Here is a 22034-nt window from a genome sequence, read left to right on the forward strand (position 1 = left end):
GGCGGCGGTGACGGCGACATAGGCCGTCAGCCCACGATCACGCGCGGTCTGGTTCACAGGCTGGTCCCGACCATCAGCGCGACATCCACCAGCCGGTTGGCATAGCCCCATTCGTTGTCATACCAGGCATAGATTTTCACCTGTGTGCCGTCGATGACCATGGTCGAGGGGCCGTCGATGATCGCGGAGCGCGGGTCATTGGTGTAATCGGCGCTGACCAGCGGGCGGGGCTCATAGCCAAGGATGCCGGACAGTGCCCCTTCGGCGGCGGCTTTGAACAGCGCGTTGACCTCTTGCGCCGAGGTTTCGCGCGCCACCTCGAACACGCAATCGGTGAGCGAGGCGTTCAGCAGCGGTACCCGCACCGCATGGCCGTTCAGCTTGCCGGTCAGTTCGGGATAGATCAGCGTGATCGCGGTGGCGCTGCCGGTGGTGGTCGGGATCAGCGAATTCAACGCCGAGCGGGCGCGGCGCAGATCCTTGGCCGGGCGGTCGACCATGGTCTGGGTATTGGTCACGTCATGGATCGTGGTGATCGACCCGTGCCGGATGCCCAGATTTTCGTGGATCACCTTGACCACCGGGGCGAGGCAATTGGTGGTGCAGCTTGCCGCCGTCACGATCTGGTGGCTGGCCGGGTCATAGATGTCGTCGTTGACGCCATAGACGATATTGGCGGTCGGCCCGTCCTTGACCGGGGCGGAAACCACGAGTTTTTTAACCCCGGCCGCGAAATAGGGGGCAAGCTTGGCCTCGGTCTTGAAGGCGCCGGTGCAGTCGATCACCACATCGACGCCGTCGAGCGGCAGATCCTCAAGCCGGGCGAGCTGATGCACCGGCAGGCGGGTGCCGTCGATGCTGAGGCTGTCGGCGTCATGGCTGAAGGTGGCGGGCCAGCGGCCATGCACGGAATCGAATTCCAGCAGATGGGCGTGCATCTCGGCATCGCCGGTCTTGTCGTTGATCCAAGCGATTTTCGCGCCGCGTTCCAGCAGCGGGCGTAGCGCCAGCTTGCCCATGCGGCCCAGCCCGTTCAATGCGTATGTGGTCATGCCGGTTCTCCTTGCAGTGCGGTTGCGCCGATGCCATCCACCGCCGCCTGCAGTGAGATGCGGTCCAGCGTGTCGAGCGGCAGCGCGGCAAAGGTGCGGATGCGGTTGCGCAGCGCGCCATAGGCCTGTTGGAACGCCAGCCGTTTCTCGGCATCGGTTCCGTCGTGCTTGACCGGGTCAGGCATGCCCCAATGGGCGCTGACCGGCTGCCCCTCCCATGTGGGGCAATCCTCGTTCGCGGCCTGATTGCAGACGGTAAAGATGAAATCCATCTTCGGGGCATCGGGCTGTTGGAGCTGCGAAACGGACTTGGCGCGCAGGTTGGATATATCGTGTCCCTTGGCCGCCAGCAGGCCCACCGCATGAGGGTTCAGCTCGGGATAGGGGTGGGTGCCCGCCGAATAGACGTTGAACCGCGCGCCCGCCTCAGAACGCAAAAGGGCCTCGGCAAAGATTGAGCGGGCGGAATTGCCGGTGCACAGGAAAAGCACGTTATATTTCCGGTCGGTCCTGTCCGGCGCTTCGTCAGGTTTGCGCGCGGGGCGTGGCGGGCACAGATCGGGCCGACCGTGACAGCAATCATTCAGCAGATAACCCATCAGCCGTTGCAGCGCCCCGGTGTCAGACCGGTAGCGCAGCGAAGTGCCGTGGCGGTCCTGCGTCACCAGTCCGGCCTCGACCATAGTGGAGAGATAGGCCGAGTTGGTGCTGGGTTTGAAGTCGAGCGCCGTGGCGATTTCGCCTGCGGGGACCGCATCGGGATAGCGGCGCATCAGCAGGCGAAACAGCTGCATTCGCTGCGGGTGGCTGAGCGCGGCAAGCTGGGAAAGGGATTCTTTTTCCATATTTCGTGAAATAATGAAATTATGAACGGATGCAAGTCAAAACCCAAACCCTCCACACTGAAATCTCGTCGTGTCCTTTCCGGGATCGGGCGGACAGGCGGGGAGGGGGAAGGTTTACGGCGTGCCGGGTTGAAAGGCATTTCCTATCGGCTTGGCCTGTGTCAATTTCAAATCATGATCGGAAAACTTGAAATGCTCATCGCGCTGGCCAAGGAACAGCATTTTGGCCGCGCTGCCGCCAGTCTGGGGGTCACCCAGCCGACGCTTTCGACCGGTATTCGCCATCTGGAGGATCAGCTGGGGGTCAAGCTGGTGCTGCGCGGCTCGCGCTATGGCGGGCTGACGCCCGAGGGGCAGCGGGCGTTGGTCTGGGCGCGCCAGATCGTTGGGGATGCCCGGCGTCTACGCGAAGAGATGCGCTTTACCCGTGAGGGGCTGTCGGGCCATCTGCGCATCGCGGTGATCCCGACCGCGCTGACCGCCGCCTCGCGGCTGGCCTCGGCCTTCAATGCCGAGCATCCCAATGTGGGCTTCACGATCCGCTCCACCACCTCGGTCGAGGTGCTCAAGATGTTGGAAAATCTCGATATCGACGCCGGGATTTCCTATCTCGACAATGAACCCCTGGGGCGGGTGTCCTCGGTGGAGTTATACCGCGAGACCTATTCGCTGATCTGTGCTGAACAGCACCGGCTGGCCGGGCGCGAGGCGGTGGACTGGGCAGATCTGGCCGAGGAATCGTTGAGCCTTTTGACCCCTGACATGCAGAACCGGCGGATCATCAACAAATCCTTCATGGAAGCGGGGATCACCCCGGTGGCGCAATTGGAATCCAATTCGACGGTGGTGCTGGTGTCGCAGGTGCTGCATGGCGGCACGGTGACCGTTCTACCCGAGGATCTGGCACTGTTCCTGACTGCGGGAAAGGGGCTGAACGTGATCCCGATCCGGGGGCAGGGCGCAGGCCATGCGGTGGGTCTGGTTGCGCCGCATCAAGCGCCACAGACCCCGGTGCTGCAGGCGCTGCTCGACATGGCGAGCAAGCTGGCGGCGGACACGGCGGGGCGGCGGCGGCTGACTGCGGCGGCGGGCAGACGTCGGAACAGGTGATTTCTTGATAGGGATATGCTATCGTTCAACGAAAGAACGATATTGAATCGAAATATAGAATCCTCCACCCAGTCCTAAGGCCATCCAAGGGAGGAGTCATGCCACATACCCCGCAGCAGAGCCTGCAGCCGAGTGCGCAGCAGCCGAGCACAGCAGAGATCGCCGCCCTGATCGACAGCCAGATCGGGTTGGAGGGGCCGTTGTTGCCGATCCTGCATGCGATCCAGTCCGCCTATGGTCATGTGCCTCAGGTGGCGGCGCCCTTGATTGCCGAGGCGCTGAACATCTCGCGCGCAGAGGTGCATGGGGTGATGTCCTTTTACCACGATTTCCGCGATGTCCCCGCCGGGCGCCACGTGGTGCGGATCTGCCGGGCCGAGGCCTGTCAGGCGGTGGGCGGCGCGGCGCTGGCCGATGCGGCGCTGGAGCGGCTGGGGGTGGCGTGGCATGGCACCACCGCCAATGGCGCGGTGACGATCGAGCCGGTCTATTGTCTTGGCCTTTGTGCCTGCGGACCGGCAGCGATGGTGGATGGCGCTTTGCTGGGCCGTGTCGATTTCGACCGGCTGGACGAGATCCTGACGGAGGTGGGCGCATGAAGATTTATGTTCCCCGCGATAGTGCCGCCAAGGCGCTGGGCGCTGATGCGGTTGCCGTCGCCCTTCAGGTGGAGGCCGATAAGCGCGGGCTGGAGATCGAGCTGATCCGCACCGGCACCCGTGGCATGATCTGGCTGGAGCCGCTGGTCGAGGTTGATCGCGGCACGGGGCGCGAGGGGTTCGGCCCGGTTGCGCCCTCCGATGTGCCCGCGTTGCTGGATGGCACGCTCGCCGGGCTGGGGCCGGTCGAAGAGATCCCGTTCTTTGCCCGCCAGACCCGGCTGACCTTTGCCCGTTGTGGCCTGATCGATCCGCTGAACCTGACCGAGTATGAGGCGCATGGCGGGCTGGCCGGGCTGCGCCGGGCGCTGGGCCTGTCGGGCGAGGCGATTGTGGATGAGGTCAAGCTTTCGGGTCTGCGCGGGCGCGGTGGCGCCGGTTTCCCCACCGGCATCAAGTGGGACACGGTGCGTATGGCCAAAGCGGACCGTAAATATATCGTGTGCAACGCAGACGAGGGCGACAGCGGCACATTCGCCGACCGTATGATCATCGAGGGCGATCCGTTCTGCCTGATCGAAGGCATGATCATCGCCGGGCTTGGCACCGGTGCGACCAAGGGTTTCGTCTATCTGCGCTCGGAATATCCCGATGCCATTGCGGTGATGGGCGAGGCGATCGAGATCGCCTACAGGGCCGGGGTGCTGGGGGGCGATGTTCTGGGCTCTGGCAGTGCCTTTGATCTGGAGGTGCGGGTCGGTGCCGGGGCCTATGTCTGTGGCGAAGAGACCTCGCTTTTGAATTCGCTTGAGGGCAAGCGCGGTGTGGTGCGGGCGAAACCGCCGTTGCCAGCGCTGGAGGGGGCCTTTGGCCATCCGACGGTGGTGAACAACGTGCTGTCACTGGCCACGGTGCCGGTGATCTTTGAGAAAGGCGCGGCGGCGTACGCTGATTTCGGGATGGGCCGGTCCAAGGGCACCATGCCGATCCAGATCGCGGGCAATGTGAAATATGGCGGGCTGTTCGAAACCGCCTTCGGCTTGCCGCTGGGCGATTTGGTCAATGAGATTGCCGGGGGTACGGCCAGCGGGCGACCGGTCAAGGCGGTGCAGGTGGGTGGGCCGCTGGGGGCCTATTTCGCGCCGTCGCAGTTCGACACGCCCTTTGGCTATGAGGAATTCGACGGGGCTGGTGGGCTGATCGGGCATGCCGGGATCGTGGTGTTCGACGACAGCGCCGACATGCTGAAAATGGCCCGCTTCGCGATGGAATTCTGCGCGGTGGAAAGCTGCGGCAAGTGTACGCCATGCCGGATCGGTGCCGTGCGCGGGGTCGAAACCATAGATCGCATCGCGCAGGGCGATGCGGCGGCGGTGCCGCTGTTGACCGATCTGTGCGAGACGATGAAAGAGGGCTCGCTTTGCGCGCTGGGCGGCTTCACCCCCTATCCGGTGATGTCGGCGCTGACGCTGTTCCCCGACGATTTTGCAGCGACGAAGGAGGCGGCGGAATGAACAGCGCTTCGCAGATCAGGACCGCAGTTCGCGGCAATGCCTTTCCGGATCGCTTGCGATCCGGGAGGCGCTTTGAAGTCTCCCTTTTCCACTCCGCACAGGAGGTCACGTCATGAAAGATTTCATCATCCCGTGGGACGACGACCGCGATATGGGCACCGCGGCCAAATCCGGAAAACCGGTCAAGCTGACCATCGATGGCGTCAAGGTGACGGTGCCTGAGGGCACCAGCGTCATGCGGGCGGCTGCCGAGGCCGGGCTGCAGATCCCCAAGCTTTGCGCCACCGACAGTCTTGACGCCTTCGGCTCTTGTCGGCTTTGCGTGGTGGAGATCGAGGGGCGGCGCGGCACACCGGCGTCCTGCACTACACCGGTGCATCCGGGCATGGTGGTGCATACCCACTCTGACAAGGTGCGCCGCATCCGCAAGGGCGTGATGGAGCTGTATATCTCGGACCATCCGCTTGATTGCCTGACCTGCGCCGCCAATGGCGATTGCGAATTGCAGGACATGGCCGGCGCGGTCGGTCTGCGCGACGTGCGCTATCAGGCCCCCGAAAAGGCCCCGCTTGCCAACCATTTCAGCGCCCGCGATACCTCGGGTGTGGCGAACCCGGAGTGGCTGCCCAAGGACGACAGCAACCCCTATTTCTCCTATGATCCGTCCAAGTGCATTGTCTGCTCGCGCTGCGTGCGCGCCTGTGAAGAGGTGCAGGGCACCTTTGCCCTGACGATTCAGGGGCGTGGCTTTGACAGCCGGGTGTCGCCGGGGGCGGCGGGCGATGATTTCCTCAGCTCGGATTGCGTCAGCTGTGGCGCCTGCGTGCAGGCCTGCCCGACCGCGACCTTGCAGGAGAAATCGGTGATCGAGATGGGCACACCGGAACGCTCGGTGGTGACCACCTGTGCCTATTGCGGCGTCGGTTGTTCCTTCAAGGCCGAGATGCAGGGCGATCAGGTGGTCCGCATGATCCCGTACAAGAACGGCCACGCGAACCACGGTCATAGCTGCGTCAAGGGCCGCTTTGCCTATGGCTATGCCAGTCACAAGGATCGCATCCTGAACCCGATGATCCGCGACAGTATCGAAGACCCTTGGCGCGAAGTCAGCTGGGATGAGGCGCTGGGCTTTGCCGCGAAGAAGATGCGCGGGTTGCAGGAAACCCACGGCCGTCGCGCCATCGGGGTGATCACCTCAAGCCGGTGCACCAACGAGGAAACCTTTTTGGTGCAGAAACTGGCGCGCGCCGTGTTTCTCAACAACAACACCGATACCTGTGCCCGGGTCTGCCATTCGCCGACCGGCTATGGCTTGGGCCAGACCTTTGGCACCTCGGCCGGGACGCAGGATTTCGACTCGGTCGAAAAGAGCGATGTGGTGATCGTGATCGGCGCGAACCCGACCGATGCGCACCCGGTCTTTGGCAGCCGGCTGAAAAAGCGGCTGCGTCAGGGTGCCAAGCTGATCGTGATCGACCCGCGCCGGATTGATCTGGTGAAATCGCCGCATGTCGAGGCTGCGCATCATCTCGCGCTGCGCCCCGGTACCAATGTGGCCGTGGTGACGGCGCTGGCGCATGTGATCGTTACCGAGGGGCTGATGGACGAGGCCTATATTCGCGAGCGGTGCGACTGGGACGAATTCCAGGACTATGCCGCCTTTGTCTCGGACCCGCGCCACAGCCCCGAGGCGACCGAGATGTTGACCGGCGTTCCGGCAGAGGAGTTGCGCGGCGCCGCGCGGCTGTTCGCGACGGGCGGCAACGGGGCGATCTATTACGGGTTGGGCGTGACCGAGCACAGCCAGGGCTCGACCACTGTGATCGCCATCGCCAACCTTGCCATGCTGACCGGCAATGTCGGGCGCGAGGGCGTGGGGGTAAACCCGTTGCGCGGGCAGAACAACGTGCAGGGCTCTTGCGACATGGGGAGTTTCCCGCATGAACTGCCCGGCTATCGTCACGTCAAACTGCCCGAGGTGCGCGCGGTCTTTGAACAGGCCTGGGGCGTCGAGATCGACCCCGAGCCGGGGCTGCGTATCAACAACATGCTGGACGCCGCCGTCGATGGCAGCTTCAAGGGGCTGTATTGTCAGGGCGAGGATATCCTGCAATCGGACCCGGACACCAAACATGTCGCCGCCGGTCTTGCCGCGATGGACTGTGTCATCGTGCATGATCTGTTTCTGAACGAGACGGCGAATTACGCCCATGTGTTTCTGCCCGGTTCGACCTTTCTGGAAAAGGACGGCACCTTTACCAATGCCGAGCGCCGGATCAATCGCGTGCGCCGGGTGATGGCGCCCCGCAATGGTTTTGCCGACTGGGAGGTGACCCAGAAGCTGGCCAATGCGATGGGGGCGAATTGGCACTACACCCATCCGGCCCAGATCATGGAAGAGGTCGCGGCGACTACCCCCAGTTTCGCTGGCGTGACCTATGATCTGCTGGAGGAAAAGGGCAGCATCCAGTGGCCGTGCAACGCGGAAAACCCCGACGGCACGCCGCTGATGCATGTGGAGGGTTTCGTGCGCGGCAAGGGGCGGTTCATCGTCACCGAATATGTGGCGACCGATGAAAAGACCGGCCCGCGCTTTCCGCTGTTGCTGACCACCGGGCGGATCCTGTCGCAATACAACGTAGGCGCCCAGACCCGGCGCACCGAGAACGTGATATGGCACGATCAGGATCTGTTGGAGATTCACCCCCACGACGCCGAGGTGCGCGGGATCAAGGACGGCGGCTGGATCAGGCTGGCCAGCCGCTCTGGCGAGACGGCGCTGCGTGCCAAGCTGACCGATCGGGTCAGCCCCGGTGTGGTCTATACCACCTTTCACCACCCCGATACGCAGGCCAATGTGATCACCACCGATTTCAGCGACTGGGCGACCAATTGCCCGGAATACAAGGTGACGGCAGTGCAGGTCAGCCTGTCGAACGGGCCAACGGACTGGCAGGAGGATTACGCCGCGCAGGCCGATCGGTCGCGGCGCATCCTGCCGGCGGCGGAATAGAGATGGCCCCGCGCACCTCTCACAGCTTGCCGGGCCTTTCGGTGCGGCGCGACGGGTCGCGGGCCGTCACCCGCAGCCTGCCCGAGGAGTGGCCGGTGGCGCTGGTCTATGACGGCTCCACACAGGCGGTGATGATGGCAAGCCCGGCCGATCTGGAGGATTTCGCGCTGGGCTTTTCGCTGAGCGAGGGGGTGATCGAGACCCCCGATCAGGTCGAGGGGTTCGAACTGGTCACCCATGACACCGGCAGCGAGGCGCGGTTCTGGCTGGCGCCTGAGCGGCGCTCGGCCCTACAGCAGCGTCGCCGCAGCATGATCGGGCCGGTGGGCTGCGGGTTGTGCGGGATCGACAGTCTGGAACAGGCGTTGCGTCCGCTGCCACGGGTGGTCTGCGATCTGCGGTTGGAGCAGAGAGAACTGGCGCAGGCCACCGATGCGCTGCGTGCCCATCAGCCGTTGCACGATCAGACCCGCGCCACCCATGCGGCGGGCTTTCTGTTGCCCGGGGCCGGCATCGTTCTGGCGCGCGAAGATGTCGGGCGACACAATGCGCTCGACAAGCTGATCGGCGCGCTGATGCGGGCGGGGATCGACCCCGCGACGGGCGCCATCGTGATGACAAGCCGGCTTTCGGTCGAGCTGGTGCAGAAATGCGCCATGGTCGGCTGTGGCGTCCTGATCGCGGTGTCGGCCCCCACGGCGCATGCGGTGCGGCTGGCCGAGGGGGCGGGTATCACATTGGCCGCCTTTGCCCATAGCGGTGCTTTTGATCTTTATTCCCACCCTGATCGTATCCAGACCGGAGCCAGCGATGTCGCCTGAAAAGATGATCTATATGGCCAATCAGATCGCCACCTTCTTCAAGACCCAGCCCGAGACCGACCGGGCGGAACGGGTGGCGGCGCATCTCAACGATTTCTGGGACCCCCGTATGCGGCGCATGCTGCTGGCGCATGTGGCGCTGGGCGGTGAAGGGTTCGATCCGGTGGTGAAGGCTGCGGCGCAATTCGTGCAGGAACCTGCCGAATAAGGCGCGCGCGCTTGTATGGCTGCCCCACCCGTGGGGCGGCTAGCGAAACAGTCGCGTCAGGTCGAACAGGGCATCCAGCCGCTCATAGCGGTCGCGGGTCTCGGGCCAGCATTCTTCCTGCGTGGCGGCGATCAGCGCTTCCAGCAGCATCATGGTGGCGATATTGGAATCCCACGCCGAGGGCGCCTCGACCCAGCAATTGAAGCTGAACCGCGCCACGCGCGAGATCGGGCTGGCCCATTGATCGGTTATCAATATCACCTGCACGCCGCGCTCGGCGGCCAGTTCTGCCAGCCGCTCCAGATTGGTCTCGTAGCGGCGCACGTCGAACAGCAGCAGCGTGTCGCCTTTTTCCATGTCCAGCAGGTAGTGCGGCCAAGTCGCCGAGGAGGCGGTCATCGAGGTCACGCGCGGGCGCACCGCCTGAAAATGGGTAAAGGCGTAATCGGCCAGCGCGCGGGTAATGCGCCCGCCCACCACGTAAAGCTGGTGCTTGGTATCGGCAAGTTGGCTGGCCGCGCCGTCAAAGCTTTCGGTGTCGATATTGGCGAAGGTCTGTTCGATGTTGCGGGTCACCGTCTGGGCAAACCGGTTCAACAGATGCGATTCGGGGGCCTCTGATGCCCATTTTTCCCGGCGCTGGGTCGGGCCGGAGCCCTTGGCCTCCAACTCCTTCAGCAGCGCCTGATGGAATTGGGGATAGCCTTTGAACCCCAGCTTTTGCACCATGCGCGCCACTGTGGGGGTCGAGACATCGGCATTGGCCGCGACGATGGTGATCGAGGCCAGCCCCGCCGCCGGGTAATTTTCCAGCAGGGCCTGGGCGAATTTCCGTTCTGACTGGGTCAGGGCGGCGTGGTGTTCGCGGATCAGTTCGCGCACTGTGGCGGCGGGTTTGCTCACGGGTATGTCCTGTCTCTCGTGCACGCATTTCGGGCAATCCGTCGCCGGGCGTCCGGGGGGGAAAGACTTTCTCTCATATGTCTCGCTGAACATATATTGACACATTGTGCGCCCTTGTGAAAAGATTTTTCCAGCATCATGGGGGGGCTTATGCCGGGCGGGGACGTGAACGACACATCAAACAGCGTTGAGGTGGTCCACCCGAAGGGTGCCGGGGGCGTGCTTTTGCTGTGCGAACATGCGGCGCGCCATATCCCCGCGCGCTATGACGGGCTGGGTCTGGATGCACAGGCGCGTGATAGTCACGCTGCATGGGACCCCGGCGCCCGCGCCGTCGCGCTGCAGTTGTCGCGCGCGTTGGATGCGCCGCTGGTTGCCAGTCGGGTGTCGCGGTTGGTCTATGACTGCAACCGTCCGCCCGAAGCCGAAACCGCCATGCCGCAGCAATCCGAGCTGATCGAGGTGCCGGGCAATCGTGACCTGACGCCGACGCAGCGGGAGGAGCGGACCGAGGCCGTCTATCGCCCGTTCTGCGCTGCGGTTTCCGATATGATCGCCACGCGCCGGGCACGGGGCCTGTCCACCGTTGTCATCACCATTCACAGCTTCACCCCGATCTATTTCGGGGCGTGGCGCGAAACGGAAATCGGCATCCTGCACGACAGCGACAGTCGGTTAGCCGACGCGATGCTGGCCGAGGCCGACCGCCTGCCGGAGCGGCGCATCGCGCGCAACGATCCCTATGGCCCCGAGGATGGCGTGACCCATTCACTCAAGCTGCATGGGATCGCCAACGGCTTGCACAATGTGATGATCGAGCTGCGCAATGACCTTGTCGTTGATGAGGCGGGCGTGGCAGCGATGGCACAAGAGCTTATGACCCTGATCGCACCGGCGCTTGACACGCTGGGTGAGCCGGGTGGTGGGCAGGGGACCGGGGAGGGCGCAAATGCCTAGCATCATCCGCCGCTATGTTCGGGCCGTCGACGGGCTCAACCGTTTTATCGGGCGCATCGCGATGTACCTGATCTTTGCCTTGGTGGGGGTGCTGGTCTGGTCCTCGGTGTCCAAGACCTTTTTCACCCCGACGATCTGGACGTTGGAGACTGCGCAATTCGTCATGGTGGCCTATTATGTGCTGGGCGGGCCTTATTCGATCCAGCTTGGCTCCAACGTGCGGATGGATCTGTTCTATGGCAGTTGGTCGATCCGGACCAAGGCCTGGGTTGATGCCTTTACCGTGCTGTTTCTGATGACCTATCTCTGCATCCTGTTTTATGGCGCGGTCGGCTCGCTCGCCTATGCGCTGGGCTATTTCGGGATGGAGCCGTTCACGTTCTTCTGGGACCTGTTCAGTTCGTTTGTCACTGGCGGGTTTGACGCGGCGGGCGAAAAGCTGGGCTTTCTTGAGCGCAGCCCGACCGCCTGGCGGCCATGGCTGTGGCCGGTGAAGGTGCTGTTGACTGTGGGCCTGATGCTGATGTTGCTGCAGGCGCTGGCCGAATTGTTCCGGGACATCGGGATCATCCGCGGGGAAGAAATCTGATGCCTTATGAAATGATCGCCCTGCTGATGTTCAGCTCGATGATGCTGATGCTGATGACCGGCCAGCGGGTGTTCGGCGCCATCGGCTTTGTCGGCGCTGTCGCGTCGCTGCTGCTGTGGGGGCCGGGCGGCGCTGGCGTACCGTTCTCGGCGGCGATGAAGCTGATGAAATGGTATCCGCTGCTGACGCTGCCGATGTTCATCTTCATGGGCTACGTGCTGTCGGAGTCCAAGATCGCCGACGATCTGTACAAGATGTTTCACGTCTGGATGGGGCCGGTAAAGGGCGGGTTGGCGATCGGGACGATCGGCCTGATGGTGCTGATCTCGGCGATGAACGGGTTGAGCGTGGCGGGCATGGCGATCGGCGCCACCATCGCACTGCCGGAGCTGCTTAAGCGCGGCTATGACAAGATCATGGTCACGGGGGTGATTCAGGCAGGGTCTTCGCTTGGAATCCTTGTGCCGCCCTCGGTGGTGCTGGTGCTCTATGCGATGATCGCGCGCCAGCCGGTGGGGCAGCTTTGGCTCGCCGGGGTGGTGCCGGGGCTGATGATGGCCGCGATGTTCATCCTATACATCTATATCCGCTGCCGGTTGCAGCCGGAGCTGGGCCCGGCCCTGCCGGAGGAGGAGCGCAACGTCTCCACCCGCGAAAAGCTGCGGCTGTTGCGCGCGGGCCTGCTGCCGCTGGTGATCTTCGCGGTGATGATGGTGCCCTTCGTCAAAGGCTGGACCTCGCTGGTGGAAAGCTCGGCCATCGGGGCGATGGCGGCCTTTGTTGCCGCCGTGCTCAAGGGGCGGATGACCAAGCAGGTGTTCGAAACCTCGGTGCGCGAAACGCTGGCGATTTCCTGCATGTTCATGTGGATCATTCTGGCGGCGCTGGGCTTTGGCGCCGTGTTCGACGGTCTGGGCGCGGTCAATGCGATCAAGGATCTCTTTACCGACCAGATGGGCCTGTCGCCCTGGATGATCCTGATCCTGATGCAGCTCAGCTTTATCATCATGGGCACCTTTCTGGACGATACCGCGATGCTGGTGATCGTGGCGCCGCTGTATGTGCCGCTGGTGGGGGCGATGGGCTTTGATCTGATCTGGTACGGGGTGCTGTACACGATCACCTGCCAGATCGCCTATATGACGCCGCCGTTTGGGTATAACCTGTTTCTGATGCGGGCGATGGCCCCGCCCGAGATCGGGATGCGCGACATCTACATCTCGATCATTCCCTTTGTGATCGTGATGGCGTTTGCCTTGGCAATCGTGATGATCTTTCCCGAAATCGCCCTGTGGCTGCCGAATCTGATCTATAACAATTAACACCAAGAACTCCGTCAACGGAGCATCAACGCAAACCTCAGCAGGAGTGCACGACATGACTACCAGACGTTCCTTTCTTAGCGTTGCGGCCCTAGGTGGCGCAGCGACACTGGCCTCTCCGGCCATCGTCAAGGCTCAGGCGCCGATCAAATGGCGGTTCCAGACCTATGCTGGCGCGGCCCTGGGCGAGCATGTGACCAAGCCCGTGATCGATTTCATCAACTCTGCCGCCAACGGCGAGATGGAGATCGAACTTTATTACGCCGACCAGATCGTGCCCACCGGAGAGCTGTTTCAGGCGCTGCAGCGCGGCACCATCGACGCCGTGCATTCGGACGACGATTCGATGGCCTCTCCGACGCCGCTGCAGGTGTTCGGCGGCTATTTCCCGCTGGCCACCAAGCATTCGCTCGACGTGCCGGTGCTGTTCGAACAATACGGGCTGGCCGATGTCTGGCGCAGCGAATACGAAAAGGTCGGCGTGACCTGGTTGTCGGCGGCCGGGCAAGACCCCTGCAACTTCAACACCAAGAAAGAGGTCACTTCGCTGGCCGATCTCGATGGTCTCAAGCTCTATACCTTCCCGACGGCGGGGCGGTTCCTGTCGCAGTTCGGTGTGGTGCCGGTGACGATCCCCTATGAGGACGCCGAAGTGGCGGTTCAGACCGGCGAGCTGGACGGCATGGCGTGGTCGGGCATCACCGAGGATTATACCGTCGGTTGGGCCAACGTGACCGACTATTTCCTGACCAACAACATCTCGGGGGCGTGGATCGGGTCGTTCTTCGTCAACCAGCGGCAATGGGCAAACCTGCCCGAGCATCTCAAGGCGATCGTGATGGCGGGCATCGAGGCCGGGCACACCTATCGCAACCAGTGGTACTGGGGCGGTGAGGCACGGCTGCGGGCGCAGGGCGACAAGCTGAAACTGCGCTCCATCCCGCAAGAGGAATGGAAGGCCGTCGAGGAGGCCGCCGTGACCTTCTGGGATGAGATCGCGCAAGAGGGCGAAGTGCATGCCAAGATCGTTCAGGTCTTCCGCGACTATAACGATGTGATCAGCAAAGCGGGTCCGCCGTATACCTTCGGCTGACCCGACGGCCCCGGCGCACCTTTCGCGTGCCGGGGCCAACCCGCTGTTTACCGGCCGTTTTCACATCTACAATAATACAGGATAGCTTCCGATGTCTGGCACACTGAGTTTCGAGGATCTGAAGGCCCGGGTCGAGGCCGGTGAGATCGATACCGTCCTGACCTGCATTGTCGACATGCAGGGTCGGCTGATGGGCAAACGATTCCATGCCAAGCATTTCATCGCCGGCGCATGGGAAGAGACCCATTGCTGCAACTACCTGCTGGCCACCGATCTGGCGATGTCGACGCCAGAGGGCTATGCCTCGACCTCGTGGAGCGCGGGCTATGGCGATTACGTGATGAAGCCGGACCTGAGCACGTTGCGCCCGATGCCCTGGCTTGAGGGCACGGCGATGGTGCTGTGCGACGTGCTGGACCACCACACCCATAAGGAAATTCCCCATTCGCCGCGCGCGATCCTGAAAAAGCAGTTGGCGCGGCTGGAGGCGATGGGCTTTGACGCCATGATGGCGACCGAGCTGGAATTCTTCCTGTTCGAGAAAAGCTTTGAAGAGCTGCGCAAGGATGGCTACCGCGATCTGGCGCCGCTGTCGGGCATCAACGAAGATTACCACATCCTGCAAACCACCAAGGAAGAACATGTGATGCGCCCGCTGCGCAATCACCTGTGGGACGCTGGCATCCCGATAGAGAACACCAAGGGCGAGGCCGAGACCGGGCAGGAAGAACTGAACATCAAATACGCCCCGGCGTTGAACACGGCCGATTATCACACCATCGCCAAGCACGCGACCAAGGAGATCGCTTGGCAGCAGGGCCGCGCCGTGACCTTCCTGCCGAAATGGAGCGCGGACAAGGTTGGCTCGTCCAGCCATGTGCACCAGTCGCTATGGAAGGATGGCAAACCGGTGTTTTTCGACCCCGAGGACGACTTGGGCATGTCGGCGCTGATGAAAAACTATGTTGCCGGGCTGTTGAAGTACGCCGGTGATTATACCTACTTTCTGGCCCCCTATATCAACAGCTACAAGCGGTTCCAAAAGGGCAGCTTTGCCCCCACCCGCATCATCTGGTCGATTGATAACCGCACCGCCGGCTTCCGCCTGTGCGGCGACGGGACCAAGGCGGTGCGGATCGAATGTCGCGTTGGCGGATCGGATATCAATCCCTATCTTGCGATGGCGGCGCTGCTGGCGGCCGGTATCAAGGGCATCGAAGAGGGCTTGGAGCTTCAAGCGCCATTCAAGGGCGATGCCTATGAAGGCAAAAGCGGCCATATTCCCCACACCCTGCGCGACGCGCGCGAGGCGCTTCTGGCCTCTGACATGCTGCGGGAGGCGCTGGGCGACGATGTGATCACCCATTACGCCCGTGCGGCCGAGTGGGAGATTGATGATTTCAACCGCGTTGTCACCGATTACGAAGTGGCGCGCGGGTTCGAACTGGTCTGAGGACGAAAATGACCCAAACATTGACATGTATCTCGCCGATCGACGGATCGGTTTTCGCCGAGCGCGCCGCGCTGACACCAGAGGCCGCGCGCGAAGCTGCTGACCGCGCACGAGCGGCGCAGGCTGGCTGGGCCGCACGCCCGTTACAAGAGCGGATCGACCTGGTGATGGCCGGGGTCGCCGCCGTGGGCGCGTTCAACGATCAGATCGTGCCGGAACTGGCGCATATGATGGGCCGCCCGATCCGCTTTGGCGGTGAATTTGGCGGGTTCGAGGAACGCGCCAGCTATATGGCCGAAATCGCGCAGGGCGCGCTGGCCGATATCGCGGTGGGCGAAGACGACACCTTCAAACGCTATATCCGGCGGGTGCCGTTGGGCGTCGTGCTGGTGGTGGCACCGTGGAACTATCCCTATATGACCGCGATCAACACGGTCGCGCCGGCGCTGATTGCGGGCAATACCGTGATGCTGAAACACGCCACCCAGACCTTGCTGGTCGGCGAGAGGATGGCGCAGGCATTTCACTCGGTCGGCATCCCGGCGGATGTGTTCCAGAACGTCTATCTTGACCATGACACCACCTCTGGGCTGATCGCGGGCAAGGCGTTCAACTTTGTCAACTTCACCGGCTCGGTCGGGGGCGGCAAGGCGATGGAACGTGCGGCTGCGGGGACCTTCACCGGCGTCGGGCTGGAACTGGGCGGCAAGGATCCGGGCTATGTCATGGAGGACGCCGATCTGGACGCGGCGGTCGCAACGCTGATCGACGGGGCGATGTTCAATTCCGGCCAGTGCTGCTGCGGGATCGAGCGGATCTATGTCCATGAAAGCCTGTTCGACGCTTTCGTGGAAAAGGCCGTTGCGATCGTCAACGGCTATAAGCTGGGCAACCCGATGGAGCCGGAAACCTCGATCGGGCCGATGGCCAATATCCGCTTTGCCAATCAGGTGCGCGCCCAGACAGACGAGGCGATTGCCGCCGGTGCCGTGGCCCATATCGAGACCATGCCCGAGGATGATGGCGGCACCTATCTGACGCCGCAGATCCTGACCAATGTCACCCATGACATGCGGGTGATGCGCGAAGAAAGCTTTGGTCCGGTGGTCGGCATCATGCCGGTCAAGGATGACGAAGAGGCCATCGCGCTGATGAACGACAGCGATTTTGGCCTGACTGCCAGCCTGTGGACCCGTGATCTTGCGCGGGCCGAGCGGGTCGGGGACCGGGTCGAGACCGGCACCGTGTTCATGAACCGCGCCGACTATCTTGACCCCGGCCTGTGCTGGACCGGGTGCAAGCAGACCGGGCGCGGCGGCGGGCTGTCGGTGATCGGCTATCACAATCTGACACGTCCGAAATCCTATCACCTGAAAAAGGTGACGGGGTAACGCATACCGGCCCGGATCGTTTCTGCTCCGGGCCACGCCCGTTCCGGGCGGACTCGGCCCCTTGTCGCATGCAGGGGGCAAACTGACTCGCTGGCCGACACGGCCATTCATGAAAGGCGAAAACATGTCTCTCGTTGGAAACTGGTCCTATCCGACCACCATCAAATTCGGCGCTGGCCGGATCAAGGAACTGGCCGAGGCCTGCGCCGCTGCCGGTATCAGCAAACCGCTGCTGGTCACCGACAAGGGTTTGGCCGAACTGCCGGTCACGCAATCGACGCTCGACATCATGGCGGCGGCCGGGCTGGGCCGTGGCATGTTCTCGCAGGTCGATCCGAACCCGAACGAAAAGAACCTCGCGGCGGGTGTCGCCGCCTATAACGCTGGTGGCCATGACGGCGTGATCGCCTTTGGCGGCGGCTCTGGCCTTGATCTGGGCAAGATGGTTGCCTTCATGGCCGGGCAAACCCGCCCGATCTGGGATTTCGAGGATATCGGCGATTGGTGGACGCGGGCCGATGCCGATGCGATTGCACCGATCATTGCTGTGCCGACCACGGCGGGCACCGGCTCGGAAGTGGGGCGCGCCAGCGTCATCACCAATTCCGAAACCCATGTGAAAAAGATCATCTTTCACCCCAAGGTGCTGCCGAGCGTGGTGATCTGCGATCCCGAACTGACCGTGGGTATGCCGAAATTCATCACCGCAGGCACCGGCCTTGACGCCTTTGCCCATTGCGTCGAGGCGTTTTCCTCGCCGCATTACCACCCGATGAGCCAGGGCATCGCGCTGGAAGGGATGCGGCTGGTCAAGGAGTATCTGCCGCGCGCTTATGCGGACGGCAGCGATATCGAAGCCCGCGCCAACATGATGAGCGCGGCGGCCATGGGTGCCACCGCGTTCCAGAAGGGGCTGGGCGCGATCCACGCCATGAGCCATCCGATCGGGGCCCATTTCAACAGCCACCACGGCACCACAAATGCGGTCTGCATGCCCGCCGTTCTGGCGTTCAACGCCCCGGTCATCGCCGACCGCTTTGAAAGCGTCGCCGCCTATCTGGGGATTTCCGGTGGCTTTGACGGGTTCCGTGCCTTTGTGCAGGAGTTCAACGACAGCATGGGCATTCCGCGCAAACTGGCGGATCTGGGCGTGACCGCCGAGAGCATCCCCGAGCTTGTCAAAGGCGCGATCGTCGACCCGTCCTGCGGCGGCAACCCGATCGAGCTGACCGAAGAGAACCTGACGCAGCTGTTCAACGCTGCGCTCTGAGACGACCTATATCCCCTGCGCCGCAGCCGCCCTTCGGGTCGGGTGCGGCGTTTGACGTTCTGGCCCCCACACTGGAAGTACGAGTTTGAGCCTCTCGGCCTCCTGCCACAATAGCGCGAGGCCGAGAGAGGCCCGTCAAAGCGCCAGCTTGATCCAGCCACCATTCTTTGCGCGCGAACAGCAGGACATCATGCGATTGTTTGCGGCCCGTTCGCGGCGCGACAGCACGCTGTCGCGGTGATCATCCGCTCTGGCCCGCAGCAATAGATCTGCCCGCCCTCGGGCAGGGCGGCCACGATCGTCGTGAGATCGGCGCGAGCGCCGTCGTCCTTGATCTGCAGGCTCAGATGGCCCGAATGATCGGCCTGCAGCCGCTCCATCAAGGGCATCTCAGCGTTCTTGCGGATGGTCTCATGCATCCAGCCGGTGCCCTCGGGCTCGGCCTTCATCTTTTCGATGACCGTGCCCGCGTGTTGCCAGAACTGGCCGACGTCATGGGTGATGGCGATCTGCTGTTCGTCCGTGGGTTTGCCCCATGTGTTGACCGAATGCGCGACGGAGAAATTGCGCAACACCGCGATCTCGTCCTCGGGCACGCCGAGGAAATGCAGCGCGACGTTGAGCGGCACCTCATACAGCAGGGATTCGACCAGATCGACACGGCCCTCGTCGATGAAAGCATCCATCTTTTCCCGCGTCAGGCGGCGCACCATCTCTTGGTGATGTTCGAGGTTGGCGGGAATGAAGTGATCCATCAGGGCGCGGCGGCGCTCCATATGTGCCGGTTCGTCCTCGTTCACCATGGTGCGGTTCATGGCGTAGCCGTAGCTTTTCAGAACCTCCATCGCCTCGGGCGTGGCGGGGGTGATCTTTTCCAGCACGTTGCGGGGCGAAAACAGGATGCCGTCGCGAAACACCGCCTTGATGTCGTCATAGCGGGTCACGACCCAGTATCCGAGCGTCTCGGCATAGAACACCGGAAGCTGATCGCGCGACCAGCGCAGCGCCTCGGCCGGGTCGAGCTGATAGGGGCCGATCACGGGGCAGGTTCGCGGACCCTATGGGGGTGAAACGTGCCCCGATAGGGCCGTTGCGTGCGAAAATTACGATATTAAATATCATTTATAAACAATATACTAATACCATTTTCTGAAGGTTTCCCCCGGTATGCCCGGCAACAATGTGTTGACGGAAAAACTTTCTTGTGGTGATTTTAGATCGAACGTTCGATTGATTCGAGTTGAGATCATCGATCACAGGGAGGACGACCGGATATGACCAACCACGCCGACATGCGTGAAAGCCTATTGGCGACGGCGCTCGATATCTTTTCGGAGAAGGGCTTTAGCGGCACGTCGATCCGCGACATCGCCAAGGTGCACGGCGTGAGCCTGTCAAATATCTACTATCACTTCGGCAACAAAGAGGGGCTCTGGCGCGAGATCCTGAAGCATTCTGTGCAGGAGCTTCCGAGCATTCTGCGTCAGGCCGAACAGAGCGAAACCGCGCCGCGGGCGCAGTTGGAAGCGGTGGTGCGCGCGCATCTACAAGAGGCGGTCGCCCATCAGCGCGAACTGCTGATGCTGCTGGTTCAGGAGGCGCAGCTGGAAGAGGGGATCGGTCATGACACGGTAGAGATCCAGCGCGAGATTCTCGACATCTATTCCGGCGTCCTTGAACGGCTGAGCGCCGAAGGGGCGCTGCATTCCAAATATGTGAAGATCACCGTCTTCAACATTCTTGGTGTCATCAACTGGTACCTGCGCTGGTATCGCGCGGACGGTCCGCTGGATTTGGAGACCATTCATCAGGAGGTCCTGGGGTTCGTGCTGCATGGCGCCTGTCGCGAAGCCTAGGCGCGTGCCGGACCCGGACGGAAAAGAGCTGGGCGGATCATCCGCACAGAAGGGAGGAAGAATTGGGATACACCATAGATATCGACACCGGGGGCACGTTCACCGATGGGTTTGTGGCCGGGGAGGGGATCGCGCACGCGGTCAAGACACCCACCACCCCGCATGATCTGACCGAGTGTTTTCTGAACTGCATCAAGGCCGGGGCCGATGCGGTGGCGCTGCCGGTCGAAAAGTTCCTTGAGCAGACCGATGTGATCCGGTTCGCCAGCACCGTGGGCACCAACGCGCTGATCGAGCGCAGCGGTGCCAAGATCGGGTTGATCCTGTCACAGGATGCCAGGGCGCTGGCCCCGCTCGCCGGGGGCGAGGGGCATGGGATCATCGACCCCGACATGTTGGTTGAAATCACACCTGACATGCCGCTTGATCAGGTTCTGGGTCATGCCCAGGATCTGATTGATGCCGGGGCGCAATGTCTGGTCATCGCGCTGGCGGGCAGTGAAGGCGATCCGTCGCGTGAGCGGGCGGTTCGTGAGACGATCAAGCGGGAATACCCGCGCGATTTTCTGGGCTCCATCCCGGTGTTCCTGTCCTCGGATATCACCGTGCGCGACGGCTATGGTGAGCGCATCAACAGCGCTGTCATCTCGGCCTATTCTCACAGCCGTCTGGCACGTTTGCTCTACAAGGCCGAGCAGGAGCTGCGCGGGCTGCGCTATCGCGGGCCGTTCCTGATCGGTCATAATGATGGCGCGGTGGCCCGAGTGGCCAAGACCCGTGCGATCAGTACTTATAACTCCGGCCCCGCCGCAGGGCTGGTGGGCGCACGCGCGGTGGCCGATCTTTACGGCGAAACCGATGTGATTTCGGCCGATATGGGGGGCACCTCTTTCGATATCGGTCTGGTCAGCAACGGGCGGCTGAATGTCGCCCTGCGCCCCGAGATTGAAGGCTATCGCACCAATGTGCCAATGAACGAGGTTCAGGCGCTGGGGGCTGGCGGCGGCTCTATCGCCGGGGTGCGGGACGGGACGCTTTTTGTCGGGCCGCGCTCGGCGGGGGCGATGCCGGGGCCGGCCTGTTTCGGGCTGGGCGGGAGCGAGCCAACCGTGACCGACGCCAATCTTGTGCTGGGCCGGATCGATCCGGATAACTTTCTTGGCGGGGCGCGCAAGCTTGACGCGGACAAGGCGCGCGCGGCGGTCGAACGTGTCTTGGCCGGGCCGTTGGGGCTGTCCGTAGAGGAGGCCGCGCTTGCGGTGATTTCCGAGGTTGATTGCGAGGTGGGGCAAGCCATCGGCGCGTTGAGGGACCAATCGGTCGGGGGCAACCCGCTGTTGACCGTCTATGGCGGTGCCGGGCCGCTTCATGCCTGTCGCGTCGCCGAGGCGGCGGGGCTGAAGAAGATCGCGATCACGCCGTATTCGGCGGTGTTCTCGGCCTTCTCCTCCTCGCTTATGGATGTGGGGCACAGCTATTTGCGCGCGGTCAATGCCGGCCGCGAGGACCCGGTTTTGCGTGATACGGTGAAAGCTGCTGTGGGCGATATGCAGGCCGCCGCCCTGCGCGACATGCGCGGCGAAGGCTTTGATACCGCCAGCCTGTTGTGGCAGTTGGACGCGTTTCTGCGCCGCGCTGATGGAACCGAAGGGCGCATTCGCGTCGATGTCTCCGATCCGACGGCAGAGCCAGCCCATGCGGCGCTGCACGCGGCGATCCTGGCGCAGATGCCCGATGCGGTCGAGATGAATGCGGTCGGTCTTTTCGTGTCGGCGCCGGTGCCGCATTTCACCTTTGAGGAGAGGCCAGAGACCAGCTCTGATGCGAGCAGTGCCCAGACCGGGCTGCGCGACGTGGTCGTTGCGGCCGACGGCGCGCGCGGCAGGGTGCCGGTGTTCGATCTGGAGCGGATGGAACCGGGCCATGTCTGTGTCGGGCCGGTCCTTCTGGAAAGCGCCAAGACAACCGTTTGGGTCGCGCCGGGCTGGACTGCGGCGATTGACCGTTTCTCCAATCTCATACTGACGGAGGGCTGATC

At 62.9% G+C, this 22034-nt stretch carries 19 protein-coding genes; 15 read left to right on the plus strand and 4 right to left on the minus strand.

Annotated features, from left to right (window positions below; all coding sequences use genetic code 11):
• Positions 1–53: 53 nt before the first annotated feature.
• Positions 54–1052, minus strand: coding sequence for an ArsJ-associated glyceraldehyde-3-phosphate dehydrogenase (locus E1B25_RS15350; protein WP_132830397.1), 999 nt, complete (start codon positions 1050–1052; stop codon positions 54–56).
• A complete protein-coding gene (locus E1B25_RS15355; protein ID WP_132830398.1) occupies positions 1049–1897 on the minus strand; it encodes an arsenate reductase/protein-tyrosine-phosphatase family protein in 849 nt (282 codons plus the stop codon). Before E1B25_RS15355 ends, E1B25_RS15350 begins: the two co-directional genes overlap by 4 nt.
• Before the next feature lie 174 nt (positions 1898–2071).
• Here E1B25_RS15355 and E1B25_RS15360 point away from each other — a divergent pair, with 174 nt between their 5' ends.
• The 6 genes from E1B25_RS15360 (at position 2072) to E1B25_RS15385 (ending at position 9162) form a co-directional block, all read left to right on the plus strand.
• Positions 2072–3007 carry a LysR family transcriptional regulator gene (locus E1B25_RS15360; protein WP_132830399.1) on the plus strand — a complete coding sequence of 312 codons (936 nt, stop codon included), beginning with the start codon at positions 2072–2074 and terminating at the stop codon, positions 3005–3007.
• A 98-nt stretch (positions 3008–3105) separates the two neighbouring features.
• A complete protein-coding gene (locus E1B25_RS15365; RefSeq protein WP_132830400.1) occupies positions 3106–3606 on the plus strand; it encodes a formate dehydrogenase subunit gamma in 501 nt (166 codons plus the stop codon).
• Entirely contained in the window at positions 3603–5120 is a 1518-nt protein-coding gene (locus E1B25_RS15370; RefSeq protein WP_132830401.1) for a formate dehydrogenase beta subunit, read from the plus strand. Before E1B25_RS15365 ends, E1B25_RS15370 begins: the two co-directional genes overlap by 4 nt.
• 112 nt (positions 5121–5232) lie before the next feature.
• Entirely contained in the window at positions 5233–8133 is a 2901-nt protein-coding gene (gene fdhF / locus E1B25_RS15375; RefSeq protein WP_132830402.1) for a formate dehydrogenase subunit alpha, read from the plus strand.
• A gap of 2 nt (positions 8134–8135) precedes the next feature.
• Positions 8136–8954 carry a formate dehydrogenase accessory sulfurtransferase FdhD gene (gene fdhD, locus E1B25_RS15380; protein ID WP_132830403.1) on the plus strand — a complete coding sequence of 273 codons (819 nt, stop codon included), beginning with the start codon at positions 8136–8138 and terminating at the stop codon, positions 8952–8954.
• On the plus strand, positions 8944–9162 hold the full coding sequence (locus tag E1B25_RS15385) for a formate dehydrogenase subunit delta (RefSeq protein WP_132830404.1): 219 nt from the start codon (positions 8944–8946) through the stop codon (positions 9160–9162). The genes fdhD and E1B25_RS15385 overlap by 11 nt, the downstream gene beginning before the upstream one ends.
• Before the next feature lie 39 nt (positions 9163–9201).
• Here the strand turns inward: E1B25_RS15385 and E1B25_RS15390 are convergent, their stop codons facing one another.
• Entirely contained in the window at positions 9202–10065 is an 864-nt protein-coding gene (locus E1B25_RS15390) for a MurR/RpiR family transcriptional regulator (protein ID WP_132830405.1), read from the minus strand.
• Between the two features lie 150 nt (positions 10066–10215).
• On the opposite strand from E1B25_RS15390, the gene E1B25_RS15395 reads away from it, so the two are divergent.
• From E1B25_RS15395 to E1B25_RS15425, 7 genes are all read left to right on the plus strand, one after another.
• Positions 10216–11022, plus strand: a complete 807-nt coding sequence (locus E1B25_RS15395; RefSeq protein ID WP_206338564.1) for an N-formylglutamate amidohydrolase — start codon at positions 10216–10218, stop codon at positions 11020–11022.
• Positions 11015–11611, plus strand: a complete 597-nt coding sequence (locus E1B25_RS15400; protein WP_132830407.1) for a TRAP transporter small permease subunit — start codon at positions 11015–11017, stop codon at positions 11609–11611. Before E1B25_RS15395 ends, E1B25_RS15400 begins: the two co-directional genes overlap by 8 nt.
• A complete protein-coding gene (locus E1B25_RS15405) occupies positions 11611–12933 on the plus strand; it encodes a TRAP transporter large permease (protein WP_132830408.1) in 1323 nt (440 codons plus the stop codon). The genes E1B25_RS15400 and E1B25_RS15405 overlap by 1 nt, the downstream gene beginning before the upstream one ends.
• A 55-nt stretch (positions 12934–12988) precedes the next feature.
• Positions 12989–14026: a TRAP transporter substrate-binding protein gene (locus tag E1B25_RS15410; protein ID WP_132830409.1), complete on the plus strand. Its 1038-nt coding sequence runs from the start codon at positions 12989–12991 to the stop codon at positions 14024–14026.
• A 91-nt stretch (positions 14027–14117) separates the two neighbouring features.
• Complete coding sequence (locus E1B25_RS15415) at positions 14118–15479, plus strand: glutamine synthetase family protein (protein ID WP_132830410.1); 1362 nt, start codon at positions 14118–14120, stop codon at positions 15477–15479.
• Positions 15480–15487: 8 nt separating this feature from the next.
• Positions 15488–16870: an aldehyde dehydrogenase family protein gene (locus tag E1B25_RS15420; RefSeq protein ID WP_132830411.1), complete on the plus strand. Its 1383-nt coding sequence runs from the start codon at positions 15488–15490 to the stop codon at positions 16868–16870.
• A 124-nt stretch (positions 16871–16994) separates the two neighbouring features.
• The gene (locus E1B25_RS15425) at positions 16995–18140 is read left to right on the plus strand and encodes an iron-containing alcohol dehydrogenase (protein ID WP_132830412.1); all 1146 of its coding nucleotides are present in this window, start codon (positions 16995–16997) and stop codon (positions 18138–18140) included.
• 188 nt (positions 18141–18328) lie between these two features.
• Here the strand turns inward: E1B25_RS15425 and E1B25_RS15430 are convergent, their stop codons facing one another.
• A complete protein-coding gene (locus E1B25_RS15430; RefSeq protein ID WP_245510731.1) occupies positions 18329–19180 on the minus strand; it encodes a hypothetical protein in 852 nt (283 codons plus the stop codon).
• Between the two features lie 234 nt (positions 19181–19414).
• Between E1B25_RS15430 and E1B25_RS15435 the strand changes: the two genes are divergently transcribed.
• Complete coding sequence (locus E1B25_RS15435; protein ID WP_132830413.1) at positions 19415–19996, plus strand: TetR/AcrR family transcriptional regulator; 582 nt, start codon at positions 19415–19417, stop codon at positions 19994–19996.
• Between the two features lie 62 nt (positions 19997–20058).
• Entirely contained in the window at positions 20059–22032 is a 1974-nt protein-coding gene (locus E1B25_RS15440) for a hydantoinase/oxoprolinase family protein (RefSeq protein ID WP_132830414.1), read from the plus strand.
• The last annotated feature ends 2 nt before the right edge of the window (positions 22033–22034 follow it).

Source organism: Antarcticimicrobium sediminis, from assembly GCF_004348975.1.
GTDB classification, from domain to species: domain Bacteria; phylum Pseudomonadota; class Alphaproteobacteria; order Rhodobacterales; family Rhodobacteraceae; genus Antarcticimicrobium; species Antarcticimicrobium sediminis.